15 protein-coding genes are annotated in these 17,923 nt (G+C 61.6%); 13 read left to right on the plus strand and 2 right to left on the minus strand.

Features of this window, described 5'->3' with window-relative positions; genetic code table 11:
* Both ACODTD_RS26015 and aceE read right to left on the minus strand, forming a co-directional pair.
* Positions 1-493, minus strand: a 493-nt coding sequence (locus ACODTD_RS26015; protein WP_489105351.1) for a biotin/lipoyl-containing protein, incomplete at its 3' end; no start/stop codon positions are given.
* Between the two features lie 11 nt (positions 494-504).
* Complete coding sequence (gene aceE / locus ACODTD_RS26020; RefSeq protein ID WP_011332129.1) at positions 505-3,150, minus strand: pyruvate dehydrogenase (acetyl-transferring), homodimeric type; 2,646 nt, start codon at positions 3,148-3,150, stop codon at positions 505-507.
* A 262-nt stretch (positions 3,151-3,412) separates the two neighbouring features.
* On the opposite strand from aceE, the gene ACODTD_RS26025 reads away from it, so the two are divergent.
* The 13 genes from ACODTD_RS26025 to ACODTD_RS26085 all read left to right on the plus strand — a co-directional run bounded on the left by ACODTD_RS26025 (position 3,413) and on the right by ACODTD_RS26085 (position 17,920).
* Positions 3,413-3,538 (plus strand): hypothetical protein, encoded by a 126-nt coding sequence (locus tag ACODTD_RS26025; RefSeq protein ID WP_255261909.1) that lies wholly within the window; start codon positions 3,413-3,415, stop codon positions 3,536-3,538.
* Entirely contained in the window at positions 3,535-6,474 is a 2,940-nt protein-coding gene (gene glnE, locus ACODTD_RS26030; protein WP_489105352.1) for a bifunctional [glutamate--ammonia ligase]-adenylyl-L-tyrosine phosphorylase/[glutamate--ammonia-ligase] adenylyltransferase, read from the plus strand. The genes ACODTD_RS26025 and glnE overlap by 4 nt, the downstream gene beginning before the upstream one ends.
* A 51-nt stretch (positions 6,475-6,525) precedes the next feature.
* Positions 6,526-7,560, plus strand: coding sequence for a lipopolysaccharide heptosyltransferase II (gene waaF, locus ACODTD_RS26035; RefSeq protein WP_011332131.1), 1,035 nt, complete (start codon positions 6,526-6,528; stop codon positions 7,558-7,560).
* Between the two features lies 1 nt (position 7,561).
* Positions 7,562-8,623: a lipopolysaccharide heptosyltransferase I gene (waaC, locus tag ACODTD_RS26040; RefSeq protein WP_489105353.1), complete on the plus strand. Its 1,062-nt coding sequence runs from the start codon at positions 7,562-7,564 to the stop codon at positions 8,621-8,623.
* Positions 8,623-9,744, plus strand: a complete 1,122-nt coding sequence (locus tag ACODTD_RS26045) for a glycosyltransferase family 4 protein (RefSeq protein WP_285357157.1) — start codon at positions 8,623-8,625, stop codon at positions 9,742-9,744. Before waaC ends, ACODTD_RS26045 begins: the two co-directional genes overlap by 1 nt.
* Positions 9,745-10,551 carry a lipopolysaccharide core heptose(I) kinase RfaP gene (rfaP, locus tag ACODTD_RS26050; RefSeq protein WP_201817182.1) on the plus strand — a complete coding sequence of 269 codons (807 nt, stop codon included), beginning with the start codon at positions 9,745-9,747 and terminating at the stop codon, positions 10,549-10,551.
* The gene (locus ACODTD_RS26055; RefSeq protein WP_201817184.1) at positions 10,551-11,285 is read left to right on the plus strand and encodes a lipopolysaccharide kinase InaA family protein; all 735 of its coding nucleotides are present in this window, start codon (positions 10,551-10,553) and stop codon (positions 11,283-11,285) included. Before rfaP ends, ACODTD_RS26055 begins: the two co-directional genes overlap by 1 nt.
* Complete coding sequence (locus ACODTD_RS26060; RefSeq protein WP_011332136.1) at positions 11,282-12,034, plus strand: lipopolysaccharide kinase InaA family protein; 753 nt, start codon at positions 11,282-11,284, stop codon at positions 12,032-12,034. Before ACODTD_RS26055 ends, ACODTD_RS26060 begins: the two co-directional genes overlap by 4 nt.
* A complete protein-coding gene (locus tag ACODTD_RS26065) occupies positions 12,034-13,485 on the plus strand; it encodes a lipopolysaccharide kinase InaA family protein (RefSeq protein WP_011332137.1) in 1,452 nt (483 codons plus the stop codon). Before ACODTD_RS26060 ends, ACODTD_RS26065 begins: the two co-directional genes overlap by 1 nt.
* A gap of 159 nt (positions 13,486-13,644) precedes the next feature.
* The gene (locus ACODTD_RS26070; RefSeq protein WP_489105354.1) at positions 13,645-13,980 is read left to right on the plus strand and encodes a YceK/YidQ family lipoprotein; all 336 of its coding nucleotides are present in this window, start codon (positions 13,645-13,647) and stop codon (positions 13,978-13,980) included.
* A 172-nt stretch (positions 13,981-14,152) separates the two neighbouring features.
* The gene (locus ACODTD_RS26075; protein WP_007952261.1) at positions 14,153-15,910 is read left to right on the plus strand and encodes a carbamoyltransferase family protein; all 1,758 of its coding nucleotides are present in this window, start codon (positions 14,153-14,155) and stop codon (positions 15,908-15,910) included.
* Positions 15,894-17,024: a glycosyltransferase gene (locus ACODTD_RS26080; RefSeq protein ID WP_011332139.1), complete on the plus strand. Its 1,131-nt coding sequence runs from the start codon at positions 15,894-15,896 to the stop codon at positions 17,022-17,024. Before ACODTD_RS26075 ends, ACODTD_RS26080 begins: the two co-directional genes overlap by 17 nt.
* Positions 17,024-17,920: an antimicrobial resistance protein Mig-14 gene (locus ACODTD_RS26085; RefSeq protein WP_011332140.1), complete on the plus strand. Its 897-nt coding sequence runs from the start codon at positions 17,024-17,026 to the stop codon at positions 17,918-17,920. The genes ACODTD_RS26080 and ACODTD_RS26085 overlap by 1 nt, the downstream gene beginning before the upstream one ends.
* Positions 17,921-17,923 lie beyond the last annotated feature (3 nt).

The following is a 17,923-nucleotide window of genomic DNA, read 5'->3' on the forward strand; positions in this document are numbered from 1 at the left end:
CAGGCGACGGGATTTCCATGCTCGCCTTGTCGGATTCCAGGGTGATCAGCGACTGATCAGCCTCGACAGTGTCGCCGACCTTGACCTGGATCTCGATGATCTGGGCCTTGCCCGACGAACCGATATCCGGCACGTGCACTTGCTGAACCGAAGCGGCAGCAGGGGCAGCGGCCGGAGCAGCCGGTGCAGGAGCGGCGGCCGGTGCAGCTTCGGCCTTGGCGGCAGGCGCAGCAGCCGGAGCAGGGGCCGCTTGCGCGGCGCCCTCGACTTCCAGTTCCAGCAGTTCGTCGCCTTCCTTCAGGCGATCGCCCAGCTTCACTTTCAGGCTTTTGATGACGCCGGCCTTCGGGGCCGGCACTTCCATGCTGGCCTTGTCCGATTCCAGAGTCAGGATGCTCTGGTCGGCTTCGATACGGTCGCCGACCTTCACAAACAGTTCGATTACTTCACCTTCACCGCTGCCGATGTCAGGTACGCGAATGAGTTCGCTCACAGAGTTTCTCCTCAGCAGTCCAGTGGGTTGCGTTTTTCCGGGTCGATGCCGAACTTGGTAATGGCCTCGGCCACGACTTTAGGTTCGATATCACCACGGTCAGCCAGTGCTTCCAGGGCTGCCAACACCACGAAATGACGGTCGACTTCGAAGAAATGACGCAGTTTCTTGCGGCTGTCGCTACGGCCGAAACCGTCGGTGCCCAGGACTTTGAATTCCTTGGACGGTACCCACTGACGGATCTGCTCGGCGAACAGTTTCATGTAGTCGGTAGAGGCGATGACCGGACCCTTACGGCCGCTCAGGCATTCTTCGACGTAGCTGCGCTTAGGCTTCTGGCCAGGTTTCAGACGGTTGCTTCGCTCTACGGCCAGGCCGTCGCGACGCAGTTCGTTGAAGCTGGTGACGCTCCACACATCGGCGCCGATGTTGAACTCTTCACGCAGAATCTTCGCCGCTTCACGGACTTCACGCAGGATGGTGCCGGAGCCCATCAGCTGTACGTGATGCGCCGCATCGCGGGTGTCTTCTTCGAGCAGGTACATGCCTTTCTTGATGCCTTCTTCGGCACCGGCCGGCATGGCTGGCTGCTGGTAGGACTCGTTCATCACGGTGATGTAATAGAAGATGTCCTGTTGCTCTTCGGTCATCTTCTTCATGCCGTCCTGAATGATCACCGCCAGCTCGTAGCCGTAGGTCGGATCGTAGGTGCGGCAGTTCGGGATGGTGGCAGCCAGCAGGTGGCTGTGACCGTCTTCGTGCTGCAGGCCTTCACCGTTCAGGGTGGTACGGCCGGCGGTGCCGCCGATCAGGAAGCCACGGGTGCGGCTGTCGCCGGCAGCCCAGGCCAGATCGCCGATACGCTGGAAGCCGAACATCGAGTAGAAGATGTAGAACGGCAGCATTGGCTGGTTGTGGCTGGAGTACGAAGTACCGGCGGCGATGAAGGAACTCATGGCGCCTGCTTCGTTGATGCCTTCTTCAAGGATCTGACCTTTCTGGTCTTCCTTGTAGAACATCACCTGGTCTTTATCGACTGGCTCGTAGAGCTGGCCGACGGACGAGTAGATGCCCAGTTGGCGGAACATGCCTTCCATACCGAAGGTACGGGCTTCGTCCGGGATGATCGGAACGATGCGCGGGCCGATTTCCTTGTCCTTGACCAGTTGCGCGAGGATCCGCACGAAGGCCATGGTGGTGGAAATTTCACGGTCGCCGGAACCGTCGAGGATCGCCTTGAGGGTGTCCAGATCCGGAGTCGGTACGCTGAAGCTCTGGGCGCGACGCTGAGGCACGAAACCACCCAATGCGGCGCGACGCTCGGCCAGGTAACGGGCTTCGGCGCTGTTTGGCTCTGGCTTGAAGAACGGCAGGTTTTCCAGCTCTTCGTCTTTCACCGGGATGTCGAAGCGGTCGCGGAACAGCTTCAGGCTGTCGACGTCGACTTTCTTGGTGTTGTGCGCGGTGTTCTTCGCTTCGCCCGCACCGGTACCGTAACCCTTGATGGTCTTGGCCAGGATGACGGTCGGTTGTTCTTTGTGGTTGACCGCTTCGTGGTATGCCGCGTAGACCTTGTACGGGTCGTGGCCGCCACGGTTGAGTTTCCAGATCTCGTCGTCGGACAGGTCTGCAACCATCGCCTTGAGTTCTGGCGTGTTGAAGAAGTGTTCGCGCACGAATGCGCCGTCTTTGGCTTTGTAGTTCTGGTACTCGCCGTCGATGACTTCGTCCATGCGACGTTGCAGGATGCCGTCGACGTCTTTGGCCAGCAGTGGGTCCCAGAAACGGCCCCAGATGACTTTGGTCACGTTCCACTGAGCACCGCGGAACACGCCTTCGAGTTCCTGGATGATCTTGCCGTTGCCGCGAACCGGGCCGTCGAGGCGCTGCAGGTTGCAGTTGATGACGAAGATCAGGTTGTCCAGCTTCTCGCGGCCGGCCAGGGAGATGGCGCCCAGGGATTCCGGCTCGTCGCACTCGCCGTCGCCCAGGAAGCACCAGACTTTCTGTTTGCCCGGCTGAATGAAACCGCGGTGTTCCAGGTACTTCATGAAGCGAGCCTGGTAGATCGCCTGGATCGGGCCCAGCCCCATCGAAACGGTCGGGAACTGCCAGAAGTCAGGCATCAGCCAAGGGTGCGGGTAGGACGACAGGCCCTGACCGTCGACTTCCTGGCGGAAGTTGTTCATCTGGTCTTCGGTGATGCGGCCTTCCATGAATGCACGGGCATAAACGCCTGGCGAGGTGTGGCCCTGGAAGTAGATCAGGTCGCCGCCGTGTTCGTCGGTCGGGGCCTGGAAGAAGTAGTTGAAGCCGATGTCGTACAGGGTCGCACTGGAAGCGAAGCTGGAGATGTGACCACCCAGGTCAGAATCTTTCAGGTTCGTACGCATTACCATGGCCATCGCGTTCCAGCGTACCAGCGAGCGAATGCGGCGTTCCATGAACAGGTCGCCAGGCATGCGTGCTTCGTGGGTAACGGGGATCGTGTTGCGGTAAGGCGTGGTGATGGCGTAAGGGAGCTGCGAACCGCTGCGGGTTGCCAGTTCACCCATACGGGTCATCAGATAGTGAGCACGGTCTTCGCCTTCTTTGTCGAGAACCGATTCCAGGGCGTCCAGCCATTCCTGGGTTTCGACGGGATCGAGGTCTTGCATGGCTTGCTCCAGGGCGGAAAGGCTTCCAGAATCGGTTGCCTGAGTTTGCGACTGGCCTTGTGGGCAGACGATTTAAAATTCTTGGATTGCCGACAGGTTGTTCCGGCGGCGTGTAGTTTTACTACAAATCATCCGGCATTTCAGCCTTTCGAATGTATAGACGAGTAGTAAAACTACAGATGAAAGGCTTGTGGCCTCCGACTGCGTTGTGAGAATAATCGTTAAGGTTGGTCTTTGGCCATCCGAAAAAGGTGAAAGTTTGATGCTGGCTGCCAAAGAAAAAGAAATTTCAGCTATTTCTCACTTTTGTTCGACAGTCCTTCGCGTAGCGGTTTTTCAATCATCACTACAAGCGGCTATTTACACGCCGATCAAGGATAGACCATGACCCTGCCCGCGCTTGCCGAACTGCCCGCCATTCTCCTGCCGTTGGTCAGCCGATCGGAGCAGTCGTTCCGTGCGGCTGTCGCGCAACTGGAAGACGATCACGGCTTCTCGTCCTGGACGCCGGAACGCTGGGCGCAGTTCGCCCGCGTCAGCGCCGCCAGCGATTTCGTCATTGAACAGAGCGTTCGTGACCCATTCATGTTGTTGTCGCTGGTGCAGTCCGGCGAACTGGACCGGCCGTTCGCCCGCGGCGAGTTGTGTGGGCAGATTGCAGAGGCGGTGAGCACTGCGCAGACCGAAGATGAGTTGGGCCGCGTCCTGCGTCGCCAGCGCACCCGGCATCAGGTGCGGATCATCTGGCGCGACCTCAACCGCCAGGCGGATCTGGTGCAGACCTGCCGCGATCTCTCGGACATGGCCGACGCCAGCATCGATCAGGCCTATCAATGGTTGTACCGCCGCCATTGCGACCAGTTCGGCACGCCGACCGGCCGACGCAGCGGCGAACCGCAGCAAATGGTCATCCTCGGCATGGGCAAGCTCGGCGCGGTCGAGCTGAACCTGTCTTCGGACATCGACCTGATCTTCGCCTACCCCGAGGGCGGCGAAACCGTCGGCGTGAAGCGCCCGCTGGACAACCAGGAATTCTTCATTCGTCTCGGCCAGCGCCTGATCAAGGCTCTCGACCCTATCACCGTCGACGGTTTCGTGTTCCGCGTCGACATGCGCCTGCGCCCATACGGATCGTCCGGCGCGCTGGTGCTGAGCTTCAATGCGCTGGAGCAGTATTACCAGGATCAGGGCCGCGACTGGGAACGCTACGCGATGATCAAGTCGCGGGTGGTAGCGGGCGATCATGTGGCGGGCGAGCAGTTGCAGGAAATGCTGCGGCCGTTCGTGTACCGGCGCTATCTGGACTTCTCGGCGATCGAAGCGCTGCGCACCATGAAGCAGCTGATCCAGCAGGAAGTGCGGCGCAAGGGCATGGCCGACAACATCAAGCTTGGCTCCGGCGGTATCCGTGAAGTCGAGTTCATCGCCCAGGCCTTTCAACTGATTCACGGCGGTCGCGACCTGAGTCTGCAGCAGCGCCCTCTATTAAAGGTGTTGAGTACGCTCGAAGGGCAGGGCTATCTGCCGCCGGCGGTGATCAGCGAGCTGCGCGAAGGTTACGAATTCCTGCGTTACACCGAACACGCGATCCAGGCGATCGCCGACCGCCAGACCCAGATGCTGCCGGACAGCGCTCAGGATCAGGCGCGTATCGCATTCATGCTCGGTTTTTCCGACTGGGATGCGTTCCACGAGAAGCTGATGTTCTGGCGCGGCCGCGTGGCCTGGCACTTCGCGCAAGTGATCGCCGATCCCGATGAGGACGAAGGCGTTGAGAGTGAAGTGGTGGTCGGCGGTGAATGGCTGCCGCTGTGGGAAGAGGCGCAGGACGAAGAGGCGGCCTGTCGCCAGTTGGAGGAGGGCGGTTTCGCTGACGCGACCAAGGCCTTGAAAGCACTGGCGAGCCTGCGCGCCAGCCCGCAGTTGCGGGCGATGCAGCGTTTGGGACGCGAGCGTCTCGATGCCTTTATTCCGCGCCTGCTGGCCCAGGCGGTGGAGCATGAAAATCCCGATCTGGTGCTGGAGCGGGTTCTGCCGCTGGTCGAAGCGGTGGCCCGGCGTTCGGCATACCTGGTGTTGCTGACCGAAAATCCCGGCGCGCTGCGGCGTTTGCTGACGCTGTGCGCCGCCAGCCCGTGGATCGCCGAGCAGATCACCCGTTTCCCGCTGCTGCTGGATGAACTGCTCAACGAAGGCCGGCTGTTCAAGCCGCCGCTGGCGCCGGAACTTGCCGCCGAATTGCGCGAGCGCCTGACCCGGATCCCGGAAGACGACCTCGAACAACAGATGGAAGCCCTGCGTCATTTCAAACTGGCGCACCGCTTGCGCGTCGCCGCCTCGGAAATCGCCGGCAGCCTGCCGTTGATGAAAGTCAGCGATTACCTGACCTGGCTGGCCGAAGCAATTCTTGAGCAAGTGCTGGCCCTGGCCTGGCGTCAGACCGTGGCCAAGTACGGCACGCCGCTGCGCACCGACGGCACGCTGTGCGATCCCGGCTTCATCATTGTCGGTTATGGGAAAGTCGGCGGGATCGAGTTGGGGCATGGTTCGGATCTGGATCTGGTGTTCATCCACGATGGTGATCAGCAGGCCGAAACCGATGGCCCGAAACCGATCGATGGCACGCAATTCTTCACCCGGCTCGGCCAGCGGATCATTCACTTGCTGACGGCGCAGACCAACTCCGGTCAGCTGTACGAAGTGGACATGCGCCTGCGTCCGTCCGGGGCGTCCGGGCTGCTGGTCAGTTCGCTCGGCGCGTTTGCGCGCTATCAGGAAAATGAAGCCTGGACCTGGGAACATCAGGCGCTGGTACGGGCCCGGGTGCTGGTGGGCAGCAAGGATGTCGGCCAGGCCTTCGAGAACGTCCGGGCCCAGGTGCTGGGCAAGGCGCGGGATCTGGCGAAACTGCAACAGGAAGTGAGCGAGATGCGCGCCAAGATGCGCGACAACCTCGGCAGCAAGAGCACCGCCGCCGGTACCGGGGCGAATGCCTTCGAGGCCACGGCGCCGTTCGACCTCAAGCAGGACGCCGGAGGTATCGTCGATATTGAATTTATGGTGCAATACGCGGCCCTGGCGTGGTCGCAGACCCACCCGGCGTTGCTGCGCTGGACGGACAATATCCGCATTCTGGAAGAGCTTGAACACGAAGGGCTGATGCCGGCCGAAGACGCCAGCCTGTTGCGCGAGGCCTACAAGGCCTATCGTTCCGCCGCCCACCGGCAGGCCTTGCAGAAGGACGCCGGGGTGATACCGGGCGATCAGTTCGCGGACGAACGGCGGCAGGTGATGCGGATCTGGCGTGAGCTGGGGCTAAGCTGATTCTCGAGACGGGGAGGCGTAAAGCCTCCCCGGTTCGTTTATGGAAACCACATGAATATTCTGATCGTTGGGCCCAGTTGGGTCGGTGACATGGTGATGGCGCAGACACTGTTTCAGTGTCTCAAGCAGCGCCACCCGCAGTGCGAAATCGACGTGCTGGCCCCGGAGTGGAGCCGGCCGATCCTCGAACGCATGCCCGAAGTGCGCAAGGCCTTGAGCTTCCCGCTCGGCCACGGCGCGCTGGAGCTGGCGACCCGTCGGCGGATCGGCAAATCCCTGGCCGGCCAGTACGACCAGGCGATCCTGTTGCCGAACTCCTTGAAGTCGGCACTGGTGCCGTTCTTCGCCGGCATTCCGAAACGCACCGGCTGGCGCGGCGAATTCCGCTACGGCCTGCTCAATGACGTGCGCACGCTGGATAAAGAACGTTATCCGCTGATGATCGAGCGTTTCATGGCGCTGGCGTTTGAACCGAACGCCGAACTGCCGAAACCCTATCCGCGCCCGAGCCTGCAAATCGACCCGGTGACCCGCGAGGCCGCATTGGCCAAGTTCGGCCTGACCCTCGACCGTCCGGTGCTGGTGTTGTGCCCCGGCGCCGAATTCGGTGAAGCCAAGCGCTGGCCGTCTGAGCATTATGCCAAGGTCGCCGAGGCGCGCATCCGTGAAGGCTGGCAGGTCTGGCTGTTCGGTTCGAAGAACGATCACGCGGTCGGCGAAGACATCCGCGCGCGGCTGATTCCGGGTCTGCGTGAAGAGTCGGTGAATCTGAGCGGCGGCACTTCGCTGGCCGAGGCCATCGACCTGATGTCCTGCGCCGACTCGGTGGTCTCCAACGATTCCGGCCTGATGCATGTGGCCGCCGCGCTGAATCGTCCGTTGGTGGCGGTCTACGGGTCGACCTCGCCGGGTTTCACCCCGCCGCTGGCCGAGCACGTGGAAATCGTCCGTCTGGGCCTCGATTGCAGCCCTTGCTTCGACCGCACTTGCCGTTTCGGCCATTACAACTGCCTGCGCCAGCTGATGCCGGACGCGGTCAACGATGCCTTGCAGCGCTTGCAGGGCTCTGTGGTCGAGGTTCATTAACTTGCGGGTATTGCTGATCAAGACTTCATCGCTGGGCGACGTGATTCACGCGTTGCCGGCGCTGACCGACGCCGCCCGGGCGATTCCCGGGATCAGGTTCGACTGGGTGGTGGAAGAGGGTTTCGCCGAGATTCCGACCTGGCACCCGGCCGTAGGCAAAGTGATTCCGGTGGCGATCCGCCGCTGGCGCAAAAATATCTGGAAAACCATCACCGGCGGCGAATGGAAGCGCTTCAAACAGTCCGTTCGGGCGAACAAATATGACCTGGTGATCGACGCTCAGGGCTTGCTGAAAAGCGCCTGGCTGACCCGCTACGTCAAAGCCCCGGTGGCCGGTCTCGACAAGGGCTCGGCCCGCGAGCCGATCGCCGCGCGCTTTTATGACCGCAAACTGGCGGTGGCCCGTGGGCAGCACGCCGTCGAGCGCGTGCGCCAGTTGTTCGCCATTGCTTTGGGTTACGACTTGCCCAAAGGCCTGGGCGATTACGGCCTCAACGTCGAGCGTCTGGTCGAGCTGCCGCGCAAAAATGCTTACGTGGTGTTCCTGCATGGCACCACTTGGGACACCAAACACTGGCCGGAAGCCTACTGGCGCGAGCTGACCGAACGGGTCGGCTACCTCGGCGTCGGGATCAAGTTGCCGTGGGGCAACCCACTGGAGAAGGCCCGGGCCGAGCGCATCGCCGCCGGTTTCAAACACGCCGAAGTGCTGCCGAAACTGAACCTGGCCGGGGTCGGCAAGGTGCTGGCCGGTGCCCAGGCCTGCGTCGCGGTGGACACCGGTCTTGGTCATCTGGCCGCGGCACTCGATGTGCCGACGATTTCCCTGTTCGGCCCGACCAATCCCGGCCTGACCGGCGCCTACGGCAAGTTGCAGATTCACCTCGGCAGCGATTTCCCGTGCGCGCCGTGCCTGCAAAAGAAATGTACGTATCAACCGACCGCGCAGGATGCCGGTCAGTTTGACCTGAAACGCGAGTGGCCTCTGTGCTTCACGCGTCTGAATCCCGAGCGTGTTGCCAGCCGACTGAGCACGTTGTTGATGGCTGAGGAGCTGCGCTGATGCAATTGGCTTTTGTCCTGTACAAGTATTTCCCGTTCGGCGGTTTGCAGCGCGACTTCATGCGCATCGCCCTCGAATGCCAGAAGCGCGGCCATCAAATTCGCGTCTACACCCTGATCTGGGAAGGCGACGTGCCGCCCGGTTTCGAAGTGCTGGTGGCGCCGGTCAAGGCGTTCTTCAATCACCGGCGCAATGAAAAGCTCAGCGCGTGGATGGAAGCGGACCTGGCCAAGCGTCCAGTGGATCGCCTGATCGGCTTCAACAAAATGCCGGGGCTGGACGTCTACTACGCCGCCGACGGCTGCTTCGAAGACAAGGCGCAGAACCTGCGCAATTCCCTGTATCGCCGCTGGGGCCGTTATCGCCACTTCGCTGAATACGAGCGCGCGGTGTTCGCCAAGGATGCGAAGACTGAAGTGCTGATGATTTCCGAAGTGCAGCAGCCGCTGTTCATCAAGTATTACGACACGCCGCTGGAACGCTTCCACCTGCTGCCGCCGGGCATTGCCCAGGATCGTCGCCGTCCGGCGGATGCCGACCAGATTCGCGCCGGTTTCCGCGCCGAATTCAATCTGAAGGACGACGAACTGCTGCTGGTGCAGATCGGTTCCGGGTTCAAGACCAAGGGTGTCGATCGCAGCCTCAAAGCGCTGGCCGCCTTGCCTGCCGAGCTGAAGAAACGCACCCGGCTGTTTGTAATCGGCCAGGATGACCCCAAATTGTTCCAGATGCAGAGTGCGACGCTGGGCCTGGGCGACAACGTGACGTTCCTCAAGGGGCGCAGCGATATCCCGCGTTTCCTGCTCGGCGCCGATCTGTTGATCCACCCGGCGTACAACGAAAACACCGGTACGGTGCTGCTTGAAGCGCTGGTCGCCGGGTTGCCGGTGCTGGTCAGCGCAGTCTGCGGTTACGCCCATTACATCGCCGAGGCCGACGCCGGGCGAGTGCTGGACGAGCCGTTCGATCAGGCGCAACTGACGCAATACCTGACGGACATGTTGAACGACGACGCTGCACGGGCGGCCTGGAGCCGCAACGGTCTGGCCTTCGCCGAGACGGCCGACCTCTACAGCATGCCGCAGCACGCGGCCGATGTGATTCTGGCGGAGCACGCTTAAATGAAGTTGATGCTGGCTGAACCGTTCAAGAGCCTGTGGGCTGGCCGCGATGCGTTCGTGGAAGTCGAAGGCTTGCAGGGCGAGGTGTACCGCGAGCTGGAAGCTCGCAGGACTTTGCGCACGGAAGTCGACGGCAATGGCTTTTTCGTCAAGATCCACCGGGGTATCGGCTGGGGCGAGATCTTCAAGAACCTGCTGACCGCCAAGCTGCCGGTACTCGGCGCGGGCCAGGAATGGAAAGCCATCCAGCGCTTGCAGGAAGTCGGCGTGCCGACCATGACCGCCGTCGCGTACGGCGAGAAGGGCAGCAACCCGGCGGATCAGCATTCGTTCATCGTTACCGAAGAGCTGGCGCCGACCATCAGTCTCGAAGACTTCAGCATCGACTGGGTCAAGCAACCGCCGCAGCCGAAACTCAAGCGGGCGCTGATCGCCGAGGTTGCGCGCATGACCGGCATGATGCACCGCGCCGGGGTCAACCACCGCGACTGCTACATCTGCCACTTTCTGCTGCACACCGACAAACCGGTCACTCCCGAAGATTTCAAACTTTCGGTGATCGACCTGCACCGTGCCCAGACCCGCCCGGCGATCACCCAGCGCTGGCGCAACAAGGATCTGGCGGCGCTGTACTTTTCCGCGCTGGACATCGGCCTGACCCGTCGCGACAAGCTGCGTTTTCTCAAAGGCTATTTTCAGCAACCGCTGCGCCGGATCCTGGCCGAAGAAGCGCCGTTGCTGAGCTGGCTTGAAGGCAAGGCCAACAAGCTCTACGCGCGCAAGCAGCGTTACGGGGATGCGCTCTGATGGCGGGTTGGAATCTGGAGCCTGAATACAGCGATCTTGCACAACACTTCGGTAGCCTCGAAGCGGTATTCGCCCTTCAGGGCGAGCGCCTGACCCGCGATCCTTTGTCCGAAGTCATTCGCGTGCAGCTCAATGGCGTCAATTATTACATCAAGCGCTACGTCGGCGCCGGCAAAGGCTTGCGGCGTTATCTGGGCAAGCCCCGGGTGAAGATGGAATGGCAGAACCTCAAGCGCTTCGCCAAGTGGGGCATTCCCACTGCCGAAGTGGTGGCGTGGGGCCTGGAGCGCAACGGCATGGCCTACGATCGCGGGGCGATGATCACCCGTGAGCTGCCGCGCACCGAAGACCTGTCGGCGCTGGCCGAACGCAACGATCCCAAGCTCAAGGATCGCGCCTGGGTCGACGGCGTCAGCCGGCAGTTGGCCGGTTACACCCGGGTCATGCACGACCACCGCTTTACCCATAACGATCTGAAGTGGCGCAACCTGCTGATCGACGATCAGGCGCAGCTGTTTCTGATCGACTGCCCGAACGGCGATTTCTGGCGTGGCTTCTGGCTCAAGTACCGGATCACCAAGGATCTGGCCTGCCTCGACAAGGTGGCCAAGTATCACCTGTCGAACACCCAGCGCCTGCGCTTCTACCTGCAATACCGCCAGCGTGACCGGCTGAATGCCGCCGACAAGCAACGGATTCGCCACGTGGTGAGATTTTTCGAGGGACGCGAATGACTGATTTTCTGTCCGCTGAAGACCGTGCGCTGCTGGAGCGCCACGGTCTCGGCACGTTCGATGCGCTGTGGTCCAAGCAGCTCGACGCCGTGGATGAGCCCAACACTGATGGCGGCGGCTGGAGCAGCGTGTTTCGTCTGGACCTGGAAGGGCATGGCTATTACCTCAAGCGCCAGTGCAATTACCTGACCCGCACGTTGCACGCACCCTTCGGCGAGCCGACGTTCGCCCGGGAATTTCGCAACATCAGTCGTTACAACAAACTCGGCATTCCGGCGTTGCAGGCGGCGTTCTTCGGTGAGCGCAAAGTCAATGGTGAAGTCCGTGCGATCCTGCTGACCCGCGCGCTGGACGGCTGGGACGATCTCGATTCGTTGCTGCAGCGCTGGTCGGACCTCGATGCCGCGCAGCAGTCGGCGATTCTCAAGTCTTGCGGACTGTTGGCGCGCCATCTCCACGGCATGCGCCAGGTGCACGGCTGCTTTTATCCCAAGCACATTTTCCTGCGTGCCGAGGGCGACGGCTATCAGGCGCAGTTGATCGATCTGGAAAAGACTCGGCCGTTGCTGTTCGGTATGCGTGATCGGGTCAAGGATCTGGAGCCGCTGCTGCGCCGTGCGCCGGAGTGGAGCGAAGCGCAATTGCGTGAGCTGCTGGCGGCGTATCTCGATCAATCGACGGACAGTTCGCTGGTCGACAGCTGGGTCACGCGGCTGACCGCGCGGCGCAGTCGCAAGGAGACCCGCTGATGCAGTTGTCCGACCTGAAAAATGCCGGGCGCACGCCCAGTCTGCCGCTGACGGTTTCGCTGGCCGATGCAGCCGGAGCGGCAGATCTGCAATTGCTCAGCCTGCTGCGGGTGTTGCCGGGGCAGCGTTACGTCGGTGCCGGTGTGTGGCGCGGGCGTGCGGTGCTGGCCAAATTGCTGGTCGGTAGCAAAGCGGCGCGGCACTTTCAGCGTGAACTGGAGGGTGTGAAGCTGCTCGCCGCTCAGGGCATGACCACGCCGTTGCTGCTGGCCGACGGCCTGAAGGACGGCGAAGGCGGCTGGTTGCTGTTCGAGTTCCTTGAAGGCGCCGAGAGTCTGGGCGATGCCTGGAGCAAGGTCGAATCCCTGCCGGTGCTGGCCGACGAACAATCGGCGGTGCTGGCCGAAGCGCTTGGTGCCATCGGTCAGTTGCACGGCAAAGGCCTGTGGCAGGAAGACCTGCACCTGGACAACCTGTTGCGCCACGGCGGTCAGCTGTATCTGATCGATGGCGCGGGTATCTGCGCCGAAAACGCCGGCCAGCCGTTGTCCCGGCAGAAAGTGCTGGAAAACCTCGGGGTGTTCTTCGCCCAGTTGCCCAAGTCGCTTGAGCCGTTCACCGAAGAATTGCTGGTGTATTACCTGCTGAGCAACAGCGAGCACGCGCTGCCGCTGGAAGCCCTGCAAAAGCAGATCGACAAGGTGCGCGCCTGGCGCTTGAGGGATTACCTGATCAAGGTCGGTCGTGAATGCACGCTGTTCAGCGTCAAGCGCGGCGCATTTGCTCTGCGCTCGATTCGCCGCGAGGAAGAGGCCGCGATGCTGCCGGTGCTGGAGCAGGCCGATGCCTTGCTCGATCAGGGGCATCTGTACAAGACCGGCGGCGCGGCCAGTGTCGGCAAGGTCGAGGTTGCCGGGCGTGCGCTGGTGATCAAGCGTTACAACATCAAGAATTTTGCCCATTGGCTCAAGCGCTTCTGGCGTCCAAGCCGCGCCTGGCATTCCTGGCGTGAAGGCAATCGCCTGGCGTTCCTTGGCATCGCCACGCCAAAACCGCTGGCGGTGCTGGAAACCCGGTTTTTCTGGCTGCGCAGCAAGGCCTATCTGATCACCGAGCACCTCGCCGGACCCGACATCATCGAGCGCTTTGCGCCGTACGTCGAAAGTGGCGAGGCGCCGGAAGCCGAGTTGCAGGCGCTGGATCAGTTGTTTGCACGGCTGATCGCCGAACGCATCAGCCATGGCGACTTCAAAGGGCATAACCTGTTCTGGCAGGAAGACCGCTGGGCACTGATCGATCTGGATTCGATGTGCCAGCACGGCTCGCTGGGCAGCTTCGCCCCGGCCTATGCCCGGGATCGCGCGCGGTTCATGCGTAACTGGCCTGAGAACAGTGCGCTGTATCAGGTGATTGATCAGCGTTTGCCCAAGGATGTAGCGGGCGCTGCGTGATTATTTTCGTCAGCGTGTAAGACATTTCTGCTGTTGAAATCGGGTGAGGGTTGTAGCGACAAATCCTTGTGACTTGTCCTACGGCCTTTCCGGAACCCATGAACTGCCCCCCGCAAAATCCCGATGTTAGTTTGCCCCGACGTTCCCGGAGGGCAAATCTTGACCATCAAAACGGCTATCACTATCGGCGCATTTTCCCTTGCACTGGCCGGCTGCGGCACCGCCGTCACTGTGCTGCAGGGCGACGAGGCTGCTACGCGCAGCCTGCGCAAACAGAAGACCTACTGCCAGTCGATTCCGCGCATCTACAGCGGGCTCGCCCATGATTTTTGCCTGCTGCACGCGCCCCCTGATCCTACCGGTATTCTGGTACCGGTCGTCCTGCTCGACCTGACCCTGTCCGGTGTGTTCGACACGGTTTTTCTGCCGTATACGATCTATCGCCAGGCGGTGGACGGGAATATCAGTGTTTATTGGCGGCCAAGCCGTGGATAGGCCCATGGACAAGGGTTCTGTGGGTTGAACGACATGGGGCAATTCGCACAGGGTCATTCCCGCCACGTTTACGCTATAATCCCGCCCTTTAGCTGTCTCTCGCCCGGTGCGAGGGCACATCATTTTTCAAGGCGCATCGCGCCTGAATGCAGACTAAAGAGGCTAGACCCCTGTGGCATTGACGATTCTTGGCCTGTCCGGCGCCCTTAGCCATGATCCTTCAGCAGCCTTGTACATCGACGGCAAGCTGGTCGCGGCGGCTGAGGAAGAGCGCTTCGTACGCGATAAACATGCAAAGAACCGCATGCCCTACGAATCGGCGAAGTTCTGCCTGGAGCAGGCAGGCATCAAGCCGTCCGACGTTGACGTGGTCGCGATTCCGTTCGCCCCGATCAGCATTTTCGGCAAGGCGCGCTGGCAGTACGCCAAGCGTTACTGGTACGCCCCGGACCGCGCACTCGACGCGATCCTGATGGGCAACCGTCGCTACAAGCGCTATCGCAACAAAATCGTCTGGTGCCTGGAACAACTGGGCTTCGATCCGAAGAAAATCAAGATCGAGCCGGTTGAACACCACCTGGCCCACGCTTCCAGCGCCTACCACTGCTCGGGTTTCAAAGAGAAAACCGCGATCCTCGGCATCGACGGCAAGGGCGAATACGCCACGACCTTCTTCGGTTATGGCGAGAACGGCAAGATCCACAAGATCAAGGAATTCTTCGATCCGGACTCCCTCGGCGGCCTGTACGGCGCGATCACCGAGTTCCTCGGTTTCGACATGCTCGACGGTGAGTTCAAGGTCATGGGCATGGCGCCGTACGGCGACGCCAGCAAATACGATTTCTCGCGCCTGGCCTCGTTCGAGAACGGCGAGCTGGTGATCAACACCGACTACGCCAACGTGATCGGCCTGCGTCGCTATAAAGAGAAGGGCAAGGGTTACTACTTCTCGCCGAAGCTGATCGAGTGGCTGGGTCCGAAGCGCGAAGGCGACATCGCCGACGAGCCGTACATCCACTACGCCGCCAGCATTCAGGCGCTGTTCGAAAAAATCGCGCTGCAGATGATCGACTACTACCTGGGCGACGTGCTCAAGGAAACCGGCAAGCTGGCCTACGCCGGTGGCTGTGCGTTGAACGTCAAGCTCAACCAGAAAATCATCGCCCGCGACGACGTCAAGGAACTGTTCGTACAGCCTGCCTCCGGCGACGCCGGTACGGCGGTTGGCGCAGCGGCCTATGTGTCCAACGCCCGTGGCGTGCCGGTCGAGAAGATGGAACACGTCTACCTCGGCCCGTCGTACAGCAACGAAGACGTGATCGCCGCGTGCGCCCGTCACGAGAACAAGCCAACCTGGCGCAAGCTCGACAACATGCCGGAGCAGATCGCCAAAATCATGGTCGATGGCAACCCGGTCGCCTGGTTCCAGGGCCGCATGGAGTTCGGTCCGCGCGCGCTGGGCGGTCGTTCGATCATCGGTTGCCCGAGCGTGGCTGGCGTGGCTGACCGGATCAACCACCAGATCAAGTTCCGCGAGCGCTGGAGGCCTTTCTGCCCGTCGATGCTCGACACCGTTGCGCCACAGATGATCAAGATCGACCACCCGGCGCCGTTCATGACCTTCACCTTCGAAGTGGCTGAAGAGTGGAAGACCCGCGTGCCGGAAGTCGTCCACGAAGACGGTACTTCCCGGGCCCAGGTGCTCAAGCGCGAATACAACCCGCGTTACTACGACATGATGAAGGCGCTGGAAGTGCTGACCGGCAACGGCGTGTCCCTGAACACCTCGCTCAACCGTCGTGGTGAACCGATGATCTGCTCGCCGACCGACGCCCTGAACATGTTCTTCGGCTCGGATCTGCAGTACCTGATCATGGAAGACATCCTGGTGGTCAAAGAAGGCGCAAACGCTTATGACACGCTCGGCTGAACGCCATGTGCTGCAGTTCTGTCACGGCTATGACGGGCCGTTCCTCGACTGCGCGCGGCAGTACGCCAGCCTGTTCGCGGGCACCGGTTATCGGGTCACCACGGTCTTTCTGACCGGGGCTGCCGATAGCGAGGTGGCCGCGGCCTGCGCCTCCGATGAAGTGTTGTTCATGGAATACAGCTCCAAGGCCATTCGTGGCCTGAAGCTGGGCGCCATCGGCGATCTGCGCAAGATCGCCGCTTCACGCAATTTCAGTTTCTGTATCGCCCATCGCTTCAAGCCGATCTACATCGCCTTGCTCGGCACTTCGCTGCCGGTGATCGGCGTGCACCACGCGTTTGGCGATTACAAACGCGGTTCGCGCAAACTCTTTGCGCACATTTTCCGCAAGCGTCTGAGCCTGCTCGGCGTGTCCGATGCGGTGCGCGACGACATGCGCCGCTGCCTGCCGAAATGGCCGGCGACACGAATCCAGACCCTCTACAACCGCATCGATGTCTCTGCGTTGCAGATGAGTCAGGTGTCCGCCCGCGAAGCCCGCGAGACCCTCGGTCTTTCAGCGGATGCGTTCATTGTCGGCAACGTCGGTCGCCTGCACCCGGACAAGGATCAGGCCACGCTGCTGCGTGGTTTTGCCGCGGCGCTGCCCGGTCTGCCGGCCAACAGCCAACTGGTGATTCTCGGCAAGGGGCGTCTCGAGGATGAACTCAAGGCGCAGGCCCGTGAGCTGGGCGTTGGAGATCGGGTGCTGTTCCTCGGCCAGGTGCCGGACGCGCGTAATTATTTCCGCGCATTCGATGTGTTTGCCTTGAGTTCCGACCACGAACCGTTCGGCATGGTGCTGCTGGAGGCCATGGCCGCCGGCGTGCCGTTGCTGGCCACGGCGTGCGGCGGGGCGAAGGAAGTGGTCGAAGGCGTCGGGATCCTGTTTCCGCTGGGTGACGCCGAGCATCTGGCCCAGGGCCTGAAACATCTGGCCGGCATGGACGAGCAGCAGCGTCGTCAGTGCGCCGAGATGATGTTCGACCGCCTGCGCGAGCGCTTCTCCGACCGCGCCGTACGCGACACCTTCTGGCATTTGCCGCAAGTTACCGATCTGGCACCGAGGGGCTGATGCTCAACCGATTTCAAGGCTGGCGCGAACGTGGCTGGTCGCCCGTTGACGCCTCAACTTATGCACAGGCCTGGCAGCGTTTTGGCGGTAGCGTCGCGACTCATCCCATGGTCGTCGAGCGCCTGGCGGATCTGGCCGGTATCCCGGTGCGTTATCTGGCCTGGGAGCAGCAGGGCGAAGTCAAAGCCGCGATCCCGACCTGGGGCCGCGACCTGGCCTTGTCCAAGGACGTGCTCAAGCGCAACGGCAAGAAAGGCCTGTTCGACCTCGGCAACGCCGAGCTGATCCTGCCGGCCGCCGCCGATGCCCAGGCCCCGCTGCGTCATCGCGGGCGCTACCTGTCGGCGCTCAACGAAAACCGCTTCAGCGGCCTCAAGTTGCAGACCGAGCAACTGGCCATGGCCCGCACTCCGGAAGAACTGTCGAAGAAGTTTCGTTACAACCAGCGTCGCGAACTGCGCCTGCTGGAAGAGGCAGGCGGGGTGGTGCGGCCGGTCAGCGATTTTTCCAGTGCCGAACTGGCAGCCATTTATTGCGATCTGTTCCAGCGCCGCTGGGGTTTCCCGGCCACTGGCGCAGCACGCATGGCTGAAGTCATCGAACTGTTGCGCGAGCTGTTGATCGGCTCGGTGATCTTCCTCAACGACGCACCGATCGCCATTCAACTGGTGTATCGCGTCGAAGCGCCGGAGTGGATCAGCGTCGAGTACATCAACGGCGGCGTCGACCCTGAAACCCGTGAATTCAGCCCCGGCAGCGTCCTGAGTTTCCTCAATACGCAATCTGCCTGGGAGCACGCGCGGGCACTGGACAAGCCGCTGCGCTTTTCCTTCGGTCGCGCCGACCGTGAATACAAGGATCGCTGGTGCAATCCTGTGCCGGTCTTCACCGTATGAGTC

The organism is Pseudomonas sp. FG35 (assembly GCF_057809295.1).

What these genes read in the sequence shown, in the direction of transcription:
- aceE (WP_011332129.1), bottom strand. Translation starts at nt 3,150, where the DNA reads ATGCAAGACCTCGATCCCGTCGAAACCCAGGAATGGCTGGACGCCCTG.
- ACODTD_RS26025 (WP_255261909.1), top strand. Translation starts at nt 3,413, where the DNA reads ATGCTGGCTGCCAAAGAAAAAGAAATTTCAGCTATTTCTCACTTTTGT.
- glnE (WP_489105352.1), top strand. Translation starts at nt 3,535, where the DNA reads ATGACCCTGCCCGCGCTTGCCGAACTGCCCGCCATTCTCCTGCCGTTG.
- waaF (WP_011332131.1), top strand. Translation starts at nt 6,526, where the DNA reads ATGAATATTCTGATCGTTGGGCCCAGTTGGGTCGGTGACATGGTGATG.
- ACODTD_RS26045 (WP_285357157.1), top strand. Translation starts at nt 8,623, where the DNA reads ATGCAATTGGCTTTTGTCCTGTACAAGTATTTCCCGTTCGGCGGTTTG.
- rfaP (WP_201817182.1), top strand. Translation starts at nt 9,745, where the DNA reads ATGAAGTTGATGCTGGCTGAACCGTTCAAGAGCCTGTGGGCTGGCCGC.
- ACODTD_RS26055 (WP_201817184.1), top strand. Translation starts at nt 10,551, where the DNA reads ATGGCGGGTTGGAATCTGGAGCCTGAATACAGCGATCTTGCACAACAC.
- ACODTD_RS26060 (WP_011332136.1), top strand. Translation starts at nt 11,282, where the DNA reads ATGACTGATTTTCTGTCCGCTGAAGACCGTGCGCTGCTGGAGCGCCAC.
- ACODTD_RS26065 (WP_011332137.1), top strand. Translation starts at nt 12,034, where the DNA reads ATGCAGTTGTCCGACCTGAAAAATGCCGGGCGCACGCCCAGTCTGCCG.
- ACODTD_RS26080 (WP_011332139.1), top strand. Translation starts at nt 15,894, where the DNA reads ATGACACGCTCGGCTGAACGCCATGTGCTGCAGTTCTGTCACGGCTAT.
- ACODTD_RS26085 (WP_011332140.1), top strand. Translation starts at nt 17,024, where the DNA reads ATGCTCAACCGATTTCAAGGCTGGCGCGAACGTGGCTGGTCGCCCGTT.